General features: G+C 61.0%; 21 protein-coding genes. 7 read left to right on the top strand and 14 right to left on the bottom strand.

Annotation, left to right across the window (positions count from 1 at the left end; genetic code table 11):
- Window positions 1-150 precede the first annotated feature (150 nt).
- Both acnD and prpF read left to right on the top strand, forming a co-directional pair.
- Window positions 151-2,739, top strand: coding sequence for a Fe/S-dependent 2-methylisocitrate dehydratase AcnD (gene acnD, locus HU811_RS14550; protein WP_186656607.1), 2,589 nt, complete (start codon window positions 151-153; stop codon window positions 2,737-2,739).
- Window positions 2,740-2,784: 45 nt separating this feature from the next.
- Window positions 2,785-3,978: a 2-methylaconitate cis-trans isomerase PrpF gene (prpF, locus tag HU811_RS14545; RefSeq protein WP_186656605.1), complete on the top strand. Its 1,194-nt coding sequence runs from the start codon at window positions 2,785-2,787 to the stop codon at window positions 3,976-3,978.
- Window positions 3,979-4,228: 250 nt separating this feature from the next.
- On the opposite strand, the gene HU811_RS14540 is transcribed toward prpF, so the two are convergent.
- The 10 genes from HU811_RS14540 to soxR form a co-directional block, all read right to left on the bottom strand.
- On the bottom strand, window positions 4,229-5,128 hold the full coding sequence (locus HU811_RS14540; protein WP_186656603.1) for a metal ABC transporter solute-binding protein, Zn/Mn family: 900 nt from the start codon (window positions 5,126-5,128) through the stop codon (window positions 4,229-4,231).
- Window positions 5,129-6,028 carry a metal ABC transporter permease gene (locus HU811_RS14535; protein WP_047228283.1) on the bottom strand — a complete coding sequence of 300 codons (900 nt, stop codon included), beginning with the start codon at window positions 6,026-6,028 and terminating at the stop codon, window positions 5,129-5,131.
- On the bottom strand, window positions 6,028-6,780 hold the full coding sequence (locus tag HU811_RS14530; RefSeq protein ID WP_092458856.1) for a metal ABC transporter ATP-binding protein: 753 nt from the start codon (window positions 6,778-6,780) through the stop codon (window positions 6,028-6,030). The genes HU811_RS14535 and HU811_RS14530 overlap by 1 nt, the downstream gene beginning before the upstream one ends.
- Window positions 6,777-7,706, bottom strand: coding sequence for a metal ABC transporter substrate-binding protein (locus tag HU811_RS14525; protein ID WP_092399881.1), 930 nt, complete (start codon window positions 7,704-7,706; stop codon window positions 6,777-6,779). The genes HU811_RS14530 and HU811_RS14525 overlap by 4 nt, the downstream gene beginning before the upstream one ends.
- 35 nt (window positions 7,707-7,741) lie before the next feature.
- Window positions 7,742-8,317 carry a DUF6162 family protein gene (locus HU811_RS14520; protein WP_186656600.1) on the bottom strand — a complete coding sequence of 192 codons (576 nt, stop codon included), beginning with the start codon at window positions 8,315-8,317 and terminating at the stop codon, window positions 7,742-7,744.
- Window positions 8,314-8,640, bottom strand: a complete 327-nt coding sequence (locus tag HU811_RS14515) for a hypothetical protein (RefSeq protein WP_092399877.1) — start codon at window positions 8,638-8,640, stop codon at window positions 8,314-8,316. Before HU811_RS14515 ends, HU811_RS14520 begins: the two co-directional genes overlap by 4 nt.
- The gene (locus HU811_RS14510) at window positions 8,637-9,179 is read right to left on the bottom strand and encodes a PA2404 family protein (RefSeq protein ID WP_186656597.1); all 543 of its coding nucleotides are present in this window, start codon (window positions 9,177-9,179) and stop codon (window positions 8,637-8,639) included. Before HU811_RS14510 ends, HU811_RS14515 begins: the two co-directional genes overlap by 4 nt.
- Window positions 9,176-10,390 carry a PepSY-associated TM helix domain-containing protein gene (locus tag HU811_RS14505; RefSeq protein ID WP_186656594.1) on the bottom strand — a complete coding sequence of 405 codons (1,215 nt, stop codon included), beginning with the start codon at window positions 10,388-10,390 and terminating at the stop codon, window positions 9,176-9,178. The genes HU811_RS14510 and HU811_RS14505 overlap by 4 nt, the downstream gene beginning before the upstream one ends.
- A 277-nt stretch (window positions 10,391-10,667) precedes the next feature.
- Entirely contained in the window at window positions 10,668-11,129 is a 462-nt protein-coding gene (locus HU811_RS14500; RefSeq protein WP_186656592.1) for a VOC family protein, read from the bottom strand.
- 105 nt (window positions 11,130-11,234) lie between these two features.
- Window positions 11,235-11,687, bottom strand: a complete 453-nt coding sequence (gene soxR / locus HU811_RS14495) for a redox-sensitive transcriptional activator SoxR (protein ID WP_186656591.1) — start codon at window positions 11,685-11,687, stop codon at window positions 11,235-11,237.
- Between the two features lie 96 nt (window positions 11,688-11,783).
- Here soxR and HU811_RS14490 point away from each other — a divergent pair, with 96 nt between their 5' ends.
- The 4 genes from HU811_RS14490 to HU811_RS14475 all read left to right on the top strand — a co-directional run bounded on the left by HU811_RS14490 (window position 11,784) and on the right by HU811_RS14475 (window position 15,166).
- A complete protein-coding gene (locus HU811_RS14490) occupies window positions 11,784-12,149 on the top strand; it encodes an antibiotic biosynthesis monooxygenase (RefSeq protein ID WP_186656590.1) in 366 nt (121 codons plus the stop codon).
- Between the two features lie 116 nt (window positions 12,150-12,265).
- Window positions 12,266-12,532, top strand: coding sequence for a hypothetical protein (locus tag HU811_RS14485; RefSeq protein WP_092399865.1), 267 nt, complete (start codon window positions 12,266-12,268; stop codon window positions 12,530-12,532).
- 102 nt (window positions 12,533-12,634) lie between these two features.
- Window positions 12,635-13,249: a LysE family translocator gene (locus HU811_RS14480; protein WP_047228293.1), complete on the top strand. Its 615-nt coding sequence runs from the start codon at window positions 12,635-12,637 to the stop codon at window positions 13,247-13,249.
- A 108-nt stretch (window positions 13,250-13,357) separates the two neighbouring features.
- Window positions 13,358-15,166, top strand: a complete 1,809-nt coding sequence (locus tag HU811_RS14475; RefSeq protein WP_186656589.1) for an aminopeptidase P family protein — start codon at window positions 13,358-13,360, stop codon at window positions 15,164-15,166.
- A 9-nt stretch (window positions 15,167-15,175) separates the two neighbouring features.
- Here the strand turns inward: HU811_RS14475 and HU811_RS14470 are convergent, their stop codons facing one another.
- Window positions 15,176-15,766 (bottom strand): 2-hydroxychromene-2-carboxylate isomerase, encoded by a 591-nt coding sequence (locus tag HU811_RS14470; RefSeq protein WP_186656588.1) that lies wholly within the window; start codon window positions 15,764-15,766, stop codon window positions 15,176-15,178.
- A gap of 34 nt (window positions 15,767-15,800) precedes the next feature.
- On the bottom strand, window positions 15,801-16,529 hold the full coding sequence (locus HU811_RS14465; protein ID WP_186656586.1) for an SDR family oxidoreductase: 729 nt from the start codon (window positions 16,527-16,529) through the stop codon (window positions 15,801-15,803).
- A 90-nt stretch (window positions 16,530-16,619) separates the two neighbouring features.
- Between HU811_RS14465 and HU811_RS14460 the strand changes: the two genes are divergently transcribed.
- The gene (locus tag HU811_RS14460; protein ID WP_186656610.1) at window positions 16,620-17,189 is read left to right on the top strand and encodes a TetR/AcrR family transcriptional regulator; all 570 of its coding nucleotides are present in this window, start codon (window positions 16,620-16,622) and stop codon (window positions 17,187-17,189) included.
- Between the two features lie 8 nt (window positions 17,190-17,197).
- Here HU811_RS14460 and HU811_RS14455 read toward each other — a convergent pair whose 3' ends face one another.
- Window positions 17,198-17,479, bottom strand: coding sequence for a hypothetical protein (locus HU811_RS14455; RefSeq protein ID WP_186656584.1), 282 nt, complete (start codon window positions 17,477-17,479; stop codon window positions 17,198-17,200).
- A gap of 166 nt (window positions 17,480-17,645) precedes the next feature.
- Window positions 17,646-18,533 (bottom strand): threonine/homoserine exporter RhtA, encoded by an 888-nt coding sequence (gene rhtA / locus HU811_RS14450; RefSeq protein WP_092399853.1) that lies wholly within the window; start codon window positions 18,531-18,533, stop codon window positions 17,646-17,648.
- Window positions 18,534-18,681 lie beyond the last annotated feature (148 nt).

Raw genomic sequence — 18,681 nt, 5'->3', positions numbered from 1 at the left:
GCGAGCCTGCTCGCGATAGCGGTGGGCCAGACGACATCGATGTCGGCTGTGACTCAGTCATCGCGAGCAGGCTCGCTCCCACAGGGGAATAGGTTCACTTCAATAGCTGCGCCAGCCCCTTCTGAAACCACCGTGACCCGAGTGCTGACGATGAACACAGAATTTCGCAAACCGCTGCCCGGCACTTCGCTGGATTATTTCGACGTTCGTGAGGCCGTGGATGCCATCCGGCCGGGCGCTTACGATGGCCTGCCATACACCTCCCGCGTACTGGCGGAAAACCTAGTGCGTCGCTGCGACCCGGCCACGCTGGGCGAATCGCTGACGCAACTGATCGAGCGCAAGCGCGATCTGGATTTCCCGTGGTTTCCGGCCCGGGTGGTGTGCCATGACATCCTCGGCCAGACCGCCCTGGTGGACCTGGCCGGTTTGCGCGACGCCATTGCCCTGCAGGGTGGCGACCCGGCGCAGGTCAATCCGGTGGTGCCGACCCAACTGATCGTCGACCACTCCCTGGCGGTGGAAAGCGGCGGGTCCGACCCTCAGGCGTTCGCCAAGAACCGCGCCATCGAAGACCGGCGTAACGAAGACCGCTTTCACTTCATCAACTGGACCAAGAAAGCCTTCAAGAACGTCGACGTGATTCCGCCGGGTAACGGGATCATGCACCAGATCAACCTGGAAAAAATGTCGCCGGTGATTCAGCAGCGTGACGGCGTGGCGTTCCCCGATACCTGCGTGGGCACTGACAGCCACACCCCTCACGTCGATGCCTTGGGCGTGATCGCCATCGGCGTCGGCGGCCTGGAAGCCGAAAGCGTCATGCTCGGTCGCGCCTCGTGGATGCGCCTGCCGGAAATCATTGGCGTTGAGCTGACCGGCAAGCTGCAACCGGGCATCACCGCCACCGACATGGTGCTGGCACTGACCGAATTTTTGCGCAAGCAAAAAGTCGTCGGTGCCTGGCTGGAGTTTTTCGGTGAGGGCGCCCAAGCGCTGACCCTGGGCGACCGTGCGACCATTTCCAACATGGCCCCGGAATACGGCGCTACGGCGGCGATGTTCTACATCGACCAACAGACCATCGATTACCTGAAACTCACTGGCCGCGACGCGCAGGTGCAACTGGTCGAGACCTACGCCAAACAGACTGGCCTGTGGGCCGACACGCTCAAGGGCGCGCAATACGAGCGTGGCCTGACGTTCGATCTGTCGTCGGTGGTGCGCAACATGGCGGGTCCCAGCAACCCCCACGCCCGCGTCGCGGTTTCGGATCTGGCCGCCAAAGGTATCTCCGGTCAGTGGGACGATGTGCCCGGGCAAATGCCCGACGGCGCCGTGATCATCGCTGCCATCACCAGTTGCACCAACACCAGCAACCCGCGCAACGTGATCGCTGCCGGCCTGCTGGCACGCAACGCCAATCGCCTGGGCCTGGCCCGCAAGCCGTGGGTCAAGTCGTCCCTGGCGCCCGGTTCGAAAACCGTGGCGCTGTACCTGGATGAAGCCGGCCTGACCTCCGAACTTGAGAAGCTGGGTTTCGGCGTGGTGGCGTTCGCCTGTACCACCTGCAACGGCATGTCCGGTGCACTGGACCCGGTGATCCAACAGGAAATCATCGACCGCGACCTGTACGCCACCGCCGTGCTGTCGGGCAACCGCAACTTCGATGGGCGCATCCATCCGTACGCCAAACAGGCGTTTCTCGCGTCGCCGCCGCTGGTGGTCGCGTATGCCATCGCCGGGACCATCCGCTTCGACATCGAGAAGGATGTGCTGGGCGTGGTGGACGGTCACGAGATTCGCCTCAAGGACATCTGGCCGAGCGACGAAGAAATCGATGCGGTGGTCAAGGCCTCGGTGAAGCCGGAGCAGTTCCGCCAGGTGTACATCCCGATGTTCGCCATCCAGGAAGACACCGGGCCGAAAGTCACGCCGCTGTATGACTGGCGTCCACAGAGCACCTACATCCGTCGCCCACCGTACTGGGAAGGGGCATTGGCCGGTGCGCGGCCGCTCAAGGGCATGCGCCCGCTGGCGGTGCTGCCGGACAACATCACCACCGATCACCTGTCGCCGTCCAACGCCATCATGCTCGACAGCGCCGCCGGCGAATACCTGGCGAAAATGGGCCTGCCGGAGGAGGACTTCAACTCCTACGCAACCCACCGTGGCGACCACCTGACCGCCCAGCGCGCGACCTTCGCCAACCCGAAACTGTTCAATGAGATGGTCCAGGAAAACGGCAAGGTCAAGCAGGGCTCCCTGGCCCGGGTCGAGCCGGAAGGCAAGGTCATGCGCATGTGGGAAGCCATCGAAACCTACATGGAGCGCAAGCAGCCGCTGATCATCATCGCCGGTGCCGACTATGGCCAGGGTTCGTCCCGGGACTGGGCGGCCAAGGGCGTGCGTCTGGCCGGTGTCGAGGCGATTGCCGCGGAAGGTTTCGAACGTATCCACCGCACCAATCTGGTGGGGATGGGGGTGTTGCCGCTGGAGTTCCAGCCGGGCACAGATCGCAAGACCCTGGGCATCGACGGCAGCGAGGTCTATGACGTGGTCGGCGAGCGCACCCCGCGTGCGACGCTGACCCTGGTCATCACTCGCAAGAACGGCGAGCGCGTTGAGGTCCCGGTGACCTGCCGTCTCGATACCGCTGAGGAAGTGTCGATCTACGAAGCCGGCGGCGTATTGCAACGCTTCGCCCAGGATTTCCTCGAATCGGCGGTTGCCGTTTAAAAATCACTGCTGCGCACACCAACGGGTGTCCGCTTAAGGAGCATCATGGCTCACGCACCGCAAATCAGAATCCCGGCCACTTATATGCGTGGCGGCACCAGCAAAGGCGTGTTTTTCAGTCTGCAAGACCTGCCGCAAGCGGCCCGCGTTCCCGGCCCGGCCCGGGATGCGCTGTTGCTGCGGGTGATCGGCAGTCCCGATCCGTACGAGAAGCAGATCGACGGCATGGGCGGTGCGACGTCCAGCACCAGCAAAACCGTGATCCTGTCCAAGAGCACTCGGGCGGACCACGACGTCGATTACCTGTTCGGTCAGGTGTCCATCGACAAGCCGTTCGTGGACTGGAGCGGCAATTGCGGCAACCTGTCGGCGGCGGTCGGTTCGTTTGCCATCAGCAGCGGTCTGGTGGAAGCCGGCCGTATCCCGCAAAACGGCGTGGCGGTAGTGCGGATCTGGCAGGCCAACATCGGCAAGACCATCATCGCCCATGTGCCGATCACCAACGGTGCGGTGCAGGAAACCGGTGACTTCGAGCTCGACGGCGTGACCTTTCCCGCGGCTGAAGTGCAACTGGAATTCATGGACCCGGCGGCCGAGGAAGAGGGCGGTGGTGGCTCGATGTTCCCCACCGGCAACCTGGTGGACGACCTTGAGGTGCCTGGTGTTGGTACCTTCAAGGCGACCCTGATCAACGCCGGCATCCCGACGATCTTCATCAATGCCCGGGACGTCGGTTACACCGGCACTGAACTGCAGAACGCCATCAATGGCGATCCCAAGGCCCTGGCGATGTTCGAAACCATCCGCGCCCACGGCGCCTTGCGCATGGGCCTGATTCAGCACCTGGACGAAGCCGCCCAGCGCCAGCACACACCCAAAGTGGCGTTTGTCGCACCGCCGGCGGACTACATCTCGTCCAGCGGCAAGGCGGTGACGGCGCAAGACGTCGATTTGCTGGTGCGAGCACTGTCCATGGGCAAACTGCACCACGCGATGATGGGCACCGCGGCGGTCGCCATCGGCACGGCGGCGGCGATCAGTGGCACGTTGGTGAACCTGGCGGCCGGCGGCATCGACCGCAACGCTGTGCGCTTCGGCCATCCCTCCGGCACCTTGCGCGTCGGCGCCGAGGCCAGCCAGGTCAATGGCGAATGGACCGTGAAAAAGGCAATCATGAGCCGCAGCGCGCGGGTCTTGATGGAAGGCTTTGTACGGGTACCCGGGGATGTCCTGAGCTGACATAAAACCTGTGGGAGCGGGCTTGCTCGCGAAAGCGGTCAGACATTCAACATTTATACAGCTGATCCACCGCAATCGCGAGCAAGCTCGGCTCCCACAAATCTGTGATGGATTTGAATTCTGGGTCCGCTGCAAATCCCTTGTGGGAGCGAGCCTGCTCGCGATAGTGGTGGATCAGCTTGCAGTGATGTTGAATGTGCCGCCGCCTTCGCGAGCAAGCCCGGTCCCACAGTTAACCGCATTCCTACGATTAACTACCCGCCAGCGCCGCGACCACCAGTCCCACATTGCTCTCCAGCTCCGCCACGGGGTCGTCGGCGTCGGTGCTGAGCACCAGCAATTGGCTGCCCCCCTCGGTAATGGCGGTGTTCAGCGCCTCTGACGGTTGGCGATGATGCAGCACCAAGGCCACATCGTTGTCTTTCAGCATCGCGGTCAACTGTTTGAGGGCTTCAGGTGTCCAGTCGGCGTCAGGCCGGGCATCGGTGTTGATCCCGTCCAGATTCAAGCCACTGATCAAGTAGCCGAAATGCTCGCTCAGGCTGACCACGCTCAGGTTGTCGGCACTGGCCAGACGCTTTTCACTGTCGGCACTGAGCTTGAGCAGGCGTTGCTTGAGCGCCGCCAGGTTGGCGTCGATCTTCGGTTTGGCCGTCGGAGCCAGACGCACCAGGTCGGCGGCGATGACATCGGCCATCCGTCCCAGGTTATGGCTGGCCATCCACGGTTGGCTCGCCAGGCCATCGGCCGATCCCGATTGCACGGCAATGCCCGGCAGGGCGCCGTCCACCGGGCGGGCGGCATCGACTTCGACGATGCGGATGTTGCTGCGTCGGGCCATGGGGTACAGCGGATCATCCGGCCACAACGAGCGCAGGCCGATCACGGCGTCGGCATCGCGGGCCAGTTTACTCAGGGCTGGCGCGCCACGGCCGCTGAAGTAGGCATTCTGGCGCGTACCGGGAAGATTGGCCGGTGCGGCGCGCTCCAGGCTGACATCGGTGCCCTTGAGCAACGCCTCGCCCAGCCCATAGGTGACCGGCAACGAAGCCAGCAGGCGCACCGGAGTGCCTTCGGCGGCGAAAGAAGGGCTGCTTACCAGACCGCACAGGGCCACGGCCAATGCCAGTTGTCGCAATGAAAAAACCATTTATCCAAGATTCCCTTTGAGGCTGGGGACAACACCCCGGGCAATGGCGGCCAGGGCGAATGCGATGCCGGCCACCAGAATGATCGCGGCTCCGGATGGGATCGGCAGGTCGAAGACAATCGGCGCGAGAATCCCGCACAGGGTGCTGACGGTTGCGATCAGGACGGAGCACCAGAAAAAACCCTTCAACGACTGGCTTAGCAGGCGCGCCGCCGCTGCCGGAATCACCAGCAAGGCTCCCACCAGAATCGCTCCGATGACTTTTACCGCCGCCACGGTGATCAGCGTGACCAACACCACGAACAGGTAATCCAGGGTCTTGACCGCCACCCCGCGCACCGCTGCCAGTTGCGGGTTGAAACTGGCGAGCATGATGCGGTTGTACAGCGGCAACGCCAGCGCCATCACCAGTGAGCCAACCACCGCCAGCACCAGCAGGTCATTGCCATTGACCGTCAGTACCGAGCCGAACAGCACGTTCTCCAGGATGTGTACGTTGATCTTGCCCGCCAGGATCAGCAGCAGGCTGGCGCCCAGGGCCAGGGACACCGAGAGGAACACGCCGATCAGCGTGTCCGGTGCCAGGCCGGTGCGGTTGCGCAGGTAATTGAGCAGGATGCCGAACAGCAGGCAATAGCCGAACAGGCTGCCGTAAGGCCCGGTGTAGGGTTCGCCGAGCAGGATGCCCACCGCCACCCCGGTCAGCGCCGCGTGGCCCACCGCTTCGGAGAAAAACGCAAAGCGCTTGACCACCACCAGGGTGCCGAGGCCCCCCAGGACTGGACCGATCAACAGCCCGGCGAGCAACGCATTGACCACAAAACCGTAGGCCAGCGCCTCGGGCAGATAACCGGACGAGGCCCAACCCTGGACCATCAAACGAAAGGCTTCGTAACTCATCAGGCGGCGCTCCCGTTTGTGCGTGGGTGAGTGGAGAACAGCGTCAGCAGACGCTCCGGCGTCAGGGTCTGGCGCGGCGGGCCATCGAACAGCACGCGGCGGTTCAGCCCGGTGACGCGGTCAGCCAGGCGCCCGACGGCTTCCAGGTCGTGTTCGATCCACAGCACCGTAATGCCGGCCTGGCGCCAGTCTCGCAGCAGTTGTTCAAACACCTGGATACCGGCCTCGTCCAGCGCAGACATCGGTTCATCCAGCACCAGCAGTTGCGGTGCAGGAATCAGCCCCTGGGCCAGCAACACCCGCTGGCGTTCACCGCCGGACAGTGCGCCCATGCGCCGCTTGCGCTTGTCCTGCATGCCGACCCGTTCCAGGGCCTGGCCGATGGCGCCGACGTAGTGCTTGCTCAGGCCGAGAAAGGCCGGCCGGCGTTGGCACATCGCTGCCATGAAATCATCCACGGTCATAGGCAGGCCGCGGTCGAATTCCAGGGCCTGGGGCACATAACCGATGACACCGGGCTCACCCGGCCATTGCAGGCTCAAACGTCCCTGGTGGGGCATCTGCCCCAGCAAGGTCTTGATCAGCGAACTTTTGCCCCCACCGTTCGGGCCCACCAGCGCATGAATGCTACCGGGCTGCACCTGGAAGGCTACAGCGTCGAGAATTATGGTGCGGCCCAGGTTCAGGCTGACATCGCCGAACTCGATCAAGGGACCGACGTGTTGCAAGGTGAGCGTTTCCTGGACAGTCATGCGCCGGACTCCTGAATGGCCCGGACCACGGTGTCGAGGTTGCCGGTCATTTCCTTTTCGTACTTCTCAGCGCTGTAGTCGCCGTAGGAAATGTGCGAGAGCGGGTACAGTTTTACCCCCGACTCCCGCTGGATGGTGTCGACGTAGGTGGACGGAAAGTCCATCTCCGAGAAGATCACTTTCACGTCCAGCTCACGCAGTTGGTCGATGGTTTTTTTCAGCTGGCTCGGGCTTGGCTCGATGCCATGGGCCGGCTCGACCACGGCGGTGACCTCCAGGCCGAACTCGCGCAGCAGGTAATCGTAGGCGGCGTGGACCGTGGCGACCCGCAACTCGGCATTGGGGGCCTGGGTCAGCTTTGCCAGGGCCGCGGCCCGCATTTGCCGCAGGCGCTTGCCATAGGCGCGGGCGTTCTGGGTGTAGGCGCGGGCGTTGTCCGGATCAAGCTTGCCCAGTTCCCGGGCGATGTTATTGACCTGGGCAATGGAGGCGCTGATGGACAGGAAGGTATGCGGGTTCACGACCTTGCCGGCGCCCCGGGCGGCGATACCGGTGGCGGCGAGCAACGGTACATTTTCGTTGGCTTCGATCACCTTCACGTTCGGGGTTTCGCTGGCGGCGATCATCCGGTCGGCGAAGTCGTCATGGCCCACGCCGTTGAGCACGATCACATCGAGACCACTGATGCGCTTGATGTCCTCGGCACGAGGCTCATAGGCATGCGGGTTGAAGCCGGCCGGGATCAGCGGCACCACTTCGGCCTTGTCGCCGACGATGTTGGCCACGTAGCTGTAATAAGGATGCAGGGTGATGCCGATACGCAGGCGCTTGGCCGCTTCGGCGCTGGCCAGTGGGGTGAACAGACAGGCGAGCAGGCCGATCAGCAGCAGGCCCAGCAAAGGGCGGCGTTGAAATGCAATAGACATGGGCAAACGGTCTTCTCTCGAATGAGGGCGTGGGGTCAGTGCCGGTGCTGGCGGGTTACGCCGGCGTCGAACTGCGCGACGATCTGTTTCCAGCCGGCGGCGGACAAAGCGCTATCGTCCAGATCGCTGGAGACGGCGACGCTGTTGCCGCGATTGAGCCAGATGTCCGGGGCGGCGTCGGGTGCTTCGCCGATGCGCATCAGAAATGAACCGGCGACGGATGGATTTGCACTGGCGCCGAAGTAGGCCCGGTTCTCAACCTGCCGCCAGACATGTCCGCCTCGGCTGACGGAGCTGGCGTCCTGAGCGAACGGGGCAAAGCCCTCTTCGGCCAGGATTTGCGGGGTGGGCAGGGACTGTTGGTCTTCGCGTAGCAGACGGATCTCATCCAGGGTCACCCGCAGGTCGGCATAGATGCCTTGCTCGGCAGCGCTGAGATCGCGGCGGGCGTCAACTTGATGGGCAGGCACATCGCTGACGTCCTGGGTTTCACCGTGCCAGGCCACTACCGACCCGGCCACCAGAATGATGATCAGGCACAGCAGCAACACATACAGGGTTTCATGGCCGGCGCCGGCGGGGCGGATCACTTGGGTGGTGGGATTGCTCATGGGGCCTCGATATCGGCTTGGTCGATTTCCACCACGTGGCCGGGGCCGGCGTCGAAGAGTACGTAGAACTCGGCGTTGGGCTTCTTGAACGTCAGCGTGGAATCGGCGCCAAGCTTGCCCGGCACCAGGATGGTTTCGTCGTAGCCGATCACATCCAGGGTCACGCCGGGCGCGCCACTGCCGTCGGAAAAACCCCCGGTGCACTGGATCTGCTCAGCGTCGATGGCCTTGCATTCACACATCGGGTTATGGGCCAGGGCGTTGCTGCTGGCACCTGCGCAGAGCAGCAGCGCCAGGCCGTTGAGGTAAGTGCGCAGGGTCATGGTCGGTTTCCTTGAGACTTCAGCCAGGCAACAGTGGCCGGGGAGGCCTGGCTCAGGGGAATGGAGGCCTGGTGCATCGAACCGTCCCAGCCTTCTAGGGTGATCCACAGTTCGGCGTCAGGCCGAGTCTTTTGCGGCACCGGCAACAAGGCGCCCATGCGATAGGGCGAGCCGAAGAAAATCACCCCGGCGGCCCGCAGGCTGCGAGGTTTGCCGATGCGTAGATAAGTGGCCTTGACCTGGCTGATGCAGCTTTGGCACAGCGCGGCGTTGAAATGCTTCATGTGCCCGACCGGGCCGTTGAGGCGAGGGGCTTCGTCGCGAAATTCGGCCAGGCGCAGGCTCCACGGTCCGACCTGGACTTCGCCGACTTCCCGTTCACCCAGCCCGGCATCGCCGCGGAACAACGCGGCCTCGGAAAAATACTTGGGCATGAAACCCAGAGGAATCAGCAACAACAGCACGTTGATGTGGAATCGCCATTTGTGCCAGAACAGACTCAGGCGTGACGGGGGCGTGGCGGTGGTGGATGAGCTCACAGGTTGCCCTCCGGTGATTCACGATGAATGGACGGCTGCAAGAGCGACGAAGTCCGCGCCTCCCGTGAGGGTTTTTGGTTGCGCTTGAAGGCGTTTGCGGTGGCCAAGGCGGTGCGCTTGGTCCAGATCAGCAGTCCGCTGAGCACCATCATGCTCAGGACCAGACCGAAGAAGAACCAGATAAGCTTGATCCAGATGCCGCCGAAGTCCCCGGTGTGCAACGGACGCATGGATTCGGTGACGAACTCCAGCGCCGTGCGGTCCGACAACAATCGCGAAGCGGCGATCTCACCGTTATAGGGATTGATGGTGGCGGTCTGGAACATCAACGGATACCAACCGCGTCCACCGATTTCCAAATGGCTATAAGCGTTGCCGGGGAGGCTGACAAAACTCGTTTCCAGGCCAGGGATTTGCTGGCGGGCGATTTCAATCGCGCGGTCCAGGTTCAGTTGTGGTGGCGCGGTACCGTCGGCTGACAGCGGGACACTTTCACGTGATACCACCGGAATGACCGGTGCGCTGGAAATGGAAATCTGGTTGTCCGACAGCAACGCCTCGATCAGGAACCAGGTGCCGGTAATGGAAATGACCGCGATGAACCAGATCGACCAGATGCCGCTGAGCCTGTGGAAATCGCCCCAGAAAATGCGTGCGCCGTGGCGGATCCGCAGGGTCGGACGGAAAAACCCCTTCCAGAAACGCTTGTAGACCACCAGCCCGGTCACCAGGGATGCCAGCAGCGGCAGGCCGAGGAGTGACACCAGGTACCATCCCCAGCTGTAACCATTGGTGAACGGCACCAGCCACCAGCCATGCAAGGCACGGGTAAAGCCTTTGAAATTGAACGTCGGCGCCGAGCCCTGGATGATGCCGCTGTATGGGTTGACGTAGATCTTGTCGGGGCGCCCGTCGGGGTAGGTCACGCCGACCTCCAGGGCAAAATGCGACTCATCCGGGCGAACGATGCTCTGCACCTGGGTTTGCGGCTGGGCTTGCTTGATGGCGGCGACGACTTGGTCGTAGCTGAGCAGCGCTGCGTCGTCCGAGGGTTTGCTGGCGCGCATCTCAGGATTGACCAGCCAGACGATTTCCTGGCTGACCACCGCCAGCGTGCCGGTGACGCAAACGATGAGGACGAAAAACCAGATGGGCAGTGCCAGCCAGCTATGAACCAGGAACCAGAGTTTGGAGCGGGATTTCTTCGACATGGTTTGAACGTCTTGATTCGATGAAAGGCTCGGTATTACGGGCTTCGTAATCCCTTGAACCCTGAAAAAACCGGCCGTGGCTTTTGCCGACGCGGCCTGCTGCATCTAATTAAGACGAACGAGCAACGGAAATCCCGAAGCGAAAGATGAAAGAAAATGTTTCGCGTTTACTGATCGCAGCTATTTCCACCCATTCTGAAGCCAGCCGAATAGGCGAAACACGCAAAAAACTCTGGCCAGGGGGGTAGATCCCCTGGCCACAAGAGCAGGTGAGCCGTCAGCCCTGCTGTTGAAACATCTCCCTGGCCCGCTGTTCAATCTGTTCCTGAGTCAGATCCTCCTTGTGCGTAGCCAGAAACCACACATGCCCAAAGGGGTCTTTCAAGGTGCCGCTGCGATCACCATAGAATTGATCCTTGACCTCGGAAATCACCGTGCCACCAGCGGCAATCGCTTGGGCGAACGCATTGTCCACATCTTCGACATAGAGATGCAGTCCTACCGGCACCGATTGCTCGGGGTTACGCAACGGCCCTTGATCACAAGGCGTGCCGAGCATGATCGGGCAATCGCCAATCCGCAGCTCGGCATGACCGACGTCCCCGTTCGGCATGTCCAGGCGCATGACCTCGGTGGCATTGAAGGCTTTTTTGTAGAACTCGATGGCTTCGGCGGCTTTTTGGATGCCCAGGTAGGGCGTGATGCTGTGGAAACCTTCAGGAATGGCTTTGACACCCATGACGATTCTCCTTTTTGTGATGGGGAGGCGCAGAGGCCTTGGCCGATTTGCGCCCATCCACTATAGGACAGTGACTTGGATGCGGCGCATGACCCGACGAGCGTTTCACGGCGGGGCCAGCAGATGCGCTCCCGGCCCGCGCTTGCCCAACACATCGCCCTGATTGCGCAGCGGGCAACCTTCCATCGACAGGCAACCGCAACCGATGCAGCCGTTGAGTCGATCGCGCAGCGCCATCAAGTGGTTGATGCGCTGATCCAGCTCGCGGCTCCACTGGGCTGAGAGGATCTTCCAGTCGTTCGCCGTTGGGGCACGGTCGTCCGGCAAGGTTTTCAAGGCGTTGCCGATTTCGGCCAACGGAATGCCCAGGCCTTGGGCGACCTTGATCAGCGCCACGCGCCGCAACACTTCTCGTGGATAGCGGCGTTGGTTGCCCTGGTTGCGATTACTTTTGATCAGTCCCTTGGATTCATAGAAGTGCAGGGCAGTCACGGCCACGCCGCTGCGGGCGGCCACTTGGCCGACGGTGAGTTCTTTGTGGGCGTTTATCTGTGTCATCGCCTGCATTCTTTGCTTGACCTTGAGTTAACTAGAGGTTTTACCCTGCACGCCATCGGACCGCAAGATCCGCCCTACGTACAGCGAGGACCTTCCATGCAATCACCAAGGAACAATCAGAGTTTTACCCAGTTGATGGAGTTCGACATCGAACCTCAATGGCAACAGGCGCTGGTGACGGCCCTGTCAGAACAGACCGAGCGCCTGGCCCAGGGGCATACGGGATTTCTGAGTGCCAGTATCCAGGTCAGCGAGGACGGACGACGGGTTCTCAACTATTTGCATTGGCAAAACCGCGAGGCGGGCGAAGCGGCGTTTCAGAGTTTCGAGCGCGGTGAGCAGGATTTCTGGCGGCTGATCCAGGCCCATAGGGCTAAGGCCGTGACATTCGGCTCGTTCCAGGTGTTGCGCAACATCGAACGCAGTGCCGACAACGCGCTGCATTGCCGGTTGGTCGGTTAAGTGCAACGGACGATCCGCGTCAGCGATACCCACTATCAAAAGGGGTGATTTCTGCCGCGCAGAGCCGGCGGGTAGCCTTTGTTCATCGCCCCACTTCAGAACATTGGATACTTGCCATGAATCGGACTTTTGCTGTTTTGCTGCTGTTAACGGCCACTGTGTTGAGCGGCTGCGCCTCTTCGTCGCCGGAGTTGCGCCCCTACACCGCCGAAGAAACCCGTGAACTGGCCCTTGAAGCCTTGAATCGCCGGGGGCTGTCGTTCGAGGAATATCACGCGAAAAAAGCCGAGTTGCTCGGTCCTTCGCAGAAAAACGTGGGTTTCGACGACCAGGGGCAAATGAGCGCCGAGCGAGCCATCAAGCTGCCGGGGCGGCCGAGCTGAGAGACTGTACCGCTCGAAGTTTTGCCTAACTGTCCATGGGTTTGGCTCAGGACGTGGGGTAGGGTCATGACTTGACTGACCGTCCCAATGGATACGCCTGCCATGACTCTTTCGCTAGACCTGTTGCTGGGCTTCGCCCTGTTTGCCCTGGTGACTTCGATCACCCCCGGACCCAACAACACCATGTTGCTGGCCTCGGGCGTCAACTTCGGTTTCAACCGCACGATTCCTCACATGCTGGGCATCACCTGCGGCTTTTTTTCCTTGGTGCTGGCGGTGGGTCTTGGTCTGGGCGCGGTGTTCCAGACCTACCCTCTGCTCTACACCGTACTGCGCTACGTAGGTGCGACCTACCTGTTGTACCTGGCGTGGAAAATCGCCCACTCCGGGCCGGTCTCTGAAAACCGGCCAGGGGACAGCACGCCCATCAGCTATTGGGGGGCGGCGGCGTTTCAGTGGGTCAATCCCAAGGCCTGGATCATGGCCATCGGCGCCATCAGCACCTACACGCCGCTTCAAGGTTATTTCTTCAATGTGGTGGTTATCGCCGCGGTGTTTGCCTTGATCAACCTGCCGAGCGTAAGCCTGTGGGTGGTGTGCGGCAGCCTGTTGCGCAATCTTTTGCGTGATCGTCGCTGGCTGCGCCTGTTCAACTGGGGGATGGCGCTGTTGTTGGTCGCCTCGTTGTATCCGTTGCTGCTCGAAAGCATCGGCTGAGGGCTGAGCTTGGGGCGGATGCCTGTTAAGCTCGCTGATCAGTCGCTGTGGTTGATATCCAGAGCCCTTGGTGCAAGCGAACAACACTATTTACGATCAGGAGAAATGATGAGTACCGAGCCTTTGACCCATGGACTGGTTCCCCAGCGCCTGGCCCGAATCCGGCAATTGATGAATCGCGAAGGCATTCACGCATTGCTGGTGCCATCGGCCGACCCGCATCTGTCGGAATATCTGCCGGGCTATTGGCAAGGACGGCAATGGCTGTCGGGGTTTCATGGCTCGGTTGGGACACTGATCGTCACGGCGGACTTCGCGGGCGTCTGGGCGGACAGCCGTTATTGGGAGCAGGCCACCAAGGAGCTTGAAGGTAGCGGTATTGAACTGGTCAAACTCATTCCCGGTCAGGCTGGCCCGCTGGATTGGCTGGCCGAACAGACGCCTGAAGGCGCAACGGTGGCGGTTGATGGCGCGGTCATGGCTGTGGCGTCGGCCCGGACCCTGAGCGACAAGCTTGAGGCCCGCGGGGCGCGGTTGTGCACCGACATGGATCTGCTCAAGGAGGTCTGGAGCGACCGCCCAAGCCTGCCGAACCAACCGGTTTATGCCCATCTGCCGCCGCAGGCGACCGTCAGCCGGGTCGAGAAACTCGCCAAGCTGCGCGAAACCCTCAAGGAGCGCAGCGCCGACTGGCATTTCATCGCCACGCTGGATGACATCGCCTGGCTGTTCAACCTGCGCGGCGCGGATGTGTCGTTCAACCCCGTATTCGTTTCCTTTGCCTTGATCAGCCAGCAACAGGCAACGCTGTTCGTGGCCCTGGATAAGGTCGATGCACCACTGCGTGCCGTTCTTGAACAGGACGGCGTGACCTTGCGTGATTACAGTGAGGCCGCTGCCGCATTGCGGGAAGTGCCCAATGGCGCGAGCCTGCAAATCGATCCGGCGCGCGTCACGGTCGGTTTGCTGGATAACCTGGACAGTGGCGTGAAGCTGGTCGAGGGACTCAATCCCACGACGCTGGCCAAGTCCCGCAAAAGCCTGGCCGACGCCGAGCACATTCGTCGGGCCATGGAGCAGGACGGCGCGGCGCTCTGCGAGTTCTTTGCCTGGCTGGAAAGCGCCTGGGGTCGCGAGCGCATCACCGAGCTGACCATCGATGAGCACCTGACCGCGGCTCGCACTCGTCGGCCGGAGTTTGTTTCCCTGAGCTTCAATACCATCGCCGCGTTCAACGCCAACGGCGCGATGCCCCATTACCACGCCACGGAGCAAGCCCACGCGGTCATCGAGGGCGATGGCTTGCTGCTGATCGATTCTGGCGGCCAATACCTCGGGGGTACCACCGACATCACCCGTATGGTGCCGGTCGGAACGCCTACCGTGGAGCAGAAGCGTGATTGCACTCGCGTGCTCAAGGGCGTGATTGCCTTGTCTCGCGCCAAATTCCCACGGGGCATTCTGTCGCCGTTGCTGGACGCCATCGCCCGCGCGCCGATCTGGGCCGAGCAGGTGGATTACGGTCATGGCACCGGCCACGGCGTCGGTTACTTTCTCAACGTTCATGAAGGCCCGCAGGTGATTGCCTATCAGGCCGCCGCCGCGCCGCAAACGGCGATGCAGGCGGGCATGATCACCTCTATCGAACCGGGTACTTATCGCCCGGGCCGTTGGGGGGTACGCATCGAGAACCTGGTGTTGAACCGCGAGGCGGGGAGCAGCGAGTTCGGCGAGTTCCTCGAGTTCGAAACCCTGACCCTGTGCCCGATCGACACGCGCTGCTTGGAGCCGTCCTTGCTGACCCAGGACGAAAAAGACTGGTTCAACGCCTACCACGCCGAGGTTCAGCGTCGATTGAGTCCGTTGCTGGAGGGCGACGCGCTGCAATGGCTGAACACGCGGACGCTGGCGATCTGACTTAAGGCATCAGCCCAGGGCTTCACGGACGAAGTCCAGTCGGTCCTGGCCGAAGAACAGCTCGTCGCCGACGAACATGCTCGGGGCGCCGAACACGCCCCGTTTAATCGCTTCTTCGGTGGTGATCTTGAGTGCTTCCTTGACCTGCTCGTTGCTCGTCAGGGCCAGCACACGATCGGGATCAAAATTGCCTTGGTTCAAAACCTGCGCGACTGTTGCCGGGTCGTTGAGATTGCGGCCGTCCACCCACAGGGCGCGAAACAGGCAATCGATGAAGGCCTCGAATCGTTCGGGATGATGCAGTTGCATGCCGGTCACGGCGCGCATCAGTAACAGCGTATTGATCGGGAAGTGCGGATTGAGCTTGAAGTCAACGCCGTAGCGGTTGGCGAAGCGATTCAAATCCTTGAATAGATAAGGCCCCTTGGCCGGCACGGTAACCGGTGACGCATTGCCGGTCGCCTTGAAGACGCCGCCAAGCAGCATCGGACGGTAGATCAACTGGCTGTTGGTTTGCGCGCACAGCGTCGGTAGTTGGGTATAGGCCAGGTAGGTGGTCGGACTGCCGAGATCGAAGAAAAACTCCACGGATTTGCTCATGGTATCTGCTCTCTTGTTGTTATGAGGGGGCGGTTTACCAGCGTTCGCTCCAGGGACGCAGGTCCAGCTCGAAGGTCCAGGCGTCGCGGGGTTGGGCGTGCAGATACCAATAGTTGTCGGCGATGTGTTCGGGATTGAGAATGCCGTCCGCATCCTTGGTTGCATATTTTTCCGGAAAGTTATCGCGGATGAAGTCGGTGTCGATGGCGCCGTCCACCACCACATGGGCCACATGAATATTCATCGGGCCCAGTTCACGGGCCATGCTTTGAGCCAATGCGCGGATGCCATGTTTGGCCCCTGCAAAGGCGGCGAACCCTGAAGCCCCACGCAGTCCCGCCGTGGCCCCGGTGAACAGAATCGTTCCACGCTGGCGCGAGGCCATGCGTTTGGCTACTTCCCGGGCATTGAGAAAACCGGAAAAACAGGCCATCTCCCAAATCTTGAAATATTTGCGCGCGGTCTCTTCAAGGATGCTGCAGGGCACGTTGGCGCCGATGTTGAATACAAAGGCTTCAATCGGACCGATCTGGCTTTCGATTTGCTCGATCAGCGCGATCACCTCGTCTTCCTTGCGCGCGTCACAGGCAAAACCATGAGCATCACCGCCCTGAGCCCGAATTGAATCGACCAATGGCGCGAGTTTGTCAGCGCTGCGGCGGGTAACACAGGCCACGAAACCTTCCTGCGCAAAACGTTTGGCTATTGCGCCTCCGGTTGCATCGCCTGCGCCAACAACCAGTACGACCTTCTTCTTATTCATGATTAGCCTCATTGGTAAACGATCGTTAGCTAAACGGACGTTATGCTAAGATCCGACGAGCGTCAAGGTGGGCAATCAGAGGCCAGATACATGCGTTATTCAGCCAATCACAAATTGGAGACCCGAGAGAAACTGCTCGCCAGCAGTGCCATGTCCGCCAAGAAATCGGGGTTTTCCACCGTCGGTGTCGATGGCCTGATGAAGGCGATCGGCTTGAGCGGTGGGGCGTTCTACAGTCACTTCTCATCCAAGGATGAGCTTTTCAAAACGATCGTCGAGCGAGAGTTGGCTCAAAGCCTGGAGCGCTTGAGTGGTGAGAAGGTTCTGGACTCACGGAAACTGGAGCGATGTCTCAAGCAGTACCTGAGCATGAGCCACGTCGAACAGCCGGAGGCGGGGTGTGCGCTGCCGGTGTTGGGCGCTGAGATCGCGCGGTCCGATGTGCAGGTGAGAGAGGCGGCGCAAACATGGATCTGTCGTTTGCATGAAAGCTGGGCGCGGATATTGGAAAGCGAAAGCTTGGCTTGGGCGATTCTGTCGCAATGCGTGGGTGCGTTGGTTGTCGCCCGCATGCTGGCCACGCCAGAGGTCCAACGCGATGTTCTCAAGTCCAGTCATGATGAGATCAGTCGTCGAATAGCCCAGCAGCGGCCCGCCTGACCCGCTGCCTATTTACAGATGACGATCATGCTGCGACTGGTATAGCCGGCGGGGTTGAGTCCGAAAGGATAATCCCCCGGCTCCTCGACGGCATCGCCCGACTTTGCGATCACCCTGTAACCTTTGGGGGCGCATGAATGGGCGGCGCTGGCGGCGCATTGTTCCCAGGACGAGGACAGGCCGGAGCAGTTGATGTGCAAACCCTTTTTACCGCGTTTGACTTCAGTTCTGGTGGTCGCTGCGCAGCCCGCAACTGCAAGCACAACGATCAATATCAAAATTCGTTTCATTCCCGTCCTTATCACCGCCGCGGATCTTATGTCTGCGTGCGATTGTGTTCGCTTTTGTTTTAAGCGTTCGTGACGTCCTGTATGAAAATTCCATGTCTGACATTAGGTTACGGGCTAAACATGGCCTAAATGTGCGGTAAATACCAGAGCTTCGTTAAATCCTGCCTCAATCAACCGCGATGGCGGGCTTCGCGGCGCTACCCATCGTCAGCGTTGCGCCGACTGACGCCAGGATGATGCAGCCAATGGCGGCCCACTGAGCCAGGGATAAGTACTCCTGGAGGAACACCAGTCCTGACAGCGCACCGAAGGCAGGTTCTATGCTCATGAGTGTGCCGAAAGTACGGGCTGGCATTCGTGTGAGGGAGATCATCTCCAGCGTGTAGGGCAGGGCAGTGGACAGAATGGCGACGCCAATGGCGATCGGAATCAGGCTCGGCGTCAGTAATGCGGCCCCTGCGTGGACGATACCGATAGGCGCGACGAAGAGGGCCGCGATCATTACCCCCAGTGCGGCGGTTTGCACGCCGTTGTCCGCGCCAGCCTTCTGGCCAAACAGGATGTACAGCGCCCAGCAGAATCCGGCACCCAGGGCATAACCAGCGCCGACCAAGTCAATACCGCTGCTGGTGGCTCCAGTGGGTATCAATAGAAGCAGGCCGGTGATCGCCAGGGCAATCCAGAGAAAATCGATGGCCCGACGCGAAGCGTAAATGGCAACCGCCAGAGGGCCGGTGAATTCCAGTGCCACGGCAATTCCCAGCGGAACCGTTTGCAGCGACATATAGAAAAGAAAGTTCATGCCGCCCAACGCCATCCCGTAGACGATCACGGTGCGCAGGGATTGTGCTGAGAGTTTGGCGCGCCATGGCCGCAGCAACAGCAGCATGATTAGGCTGGCAAAGATGAGTCGCAGCGTCGTGGTGCCTTGTGCGCCCACAATCGGGAACATGCTTTTGGCAAGTGAAGCTCCCGACTGGATGGATGCCATGGCAATCAATAGAAGGGCGACCGGGTAAAGGGTGGTTGCCAGGCTGCGATGTGGGAGAGTCATTACTAAGCGTCGTCCAAGATAAAGGCGGGGGAAGGCTGGGTTGCGCAATATACTGCGCAATCGCAGCGATTCCGTCTATATATAAGGCGGATTTCAGCGAGGTGTGTCTGGCTGGGTAGAAAAACGAAATTAAGGGTTGACGGCAAAT

This window comes from Pseudomonas tehranensis (assembly GCF_014268615.1).
Lineage (GTDB): Bacteria > Pseudomonadota > Gammaproteobacteria > Pseudomonadales > Pseudomonadaceae > Aquipseudomonas > Aquipseudomonas tehranensis.
Note: the sequence above shows the minus strand (reverse complement) of the source record. Positions and strands in the feature narration are given on the sequence as shown.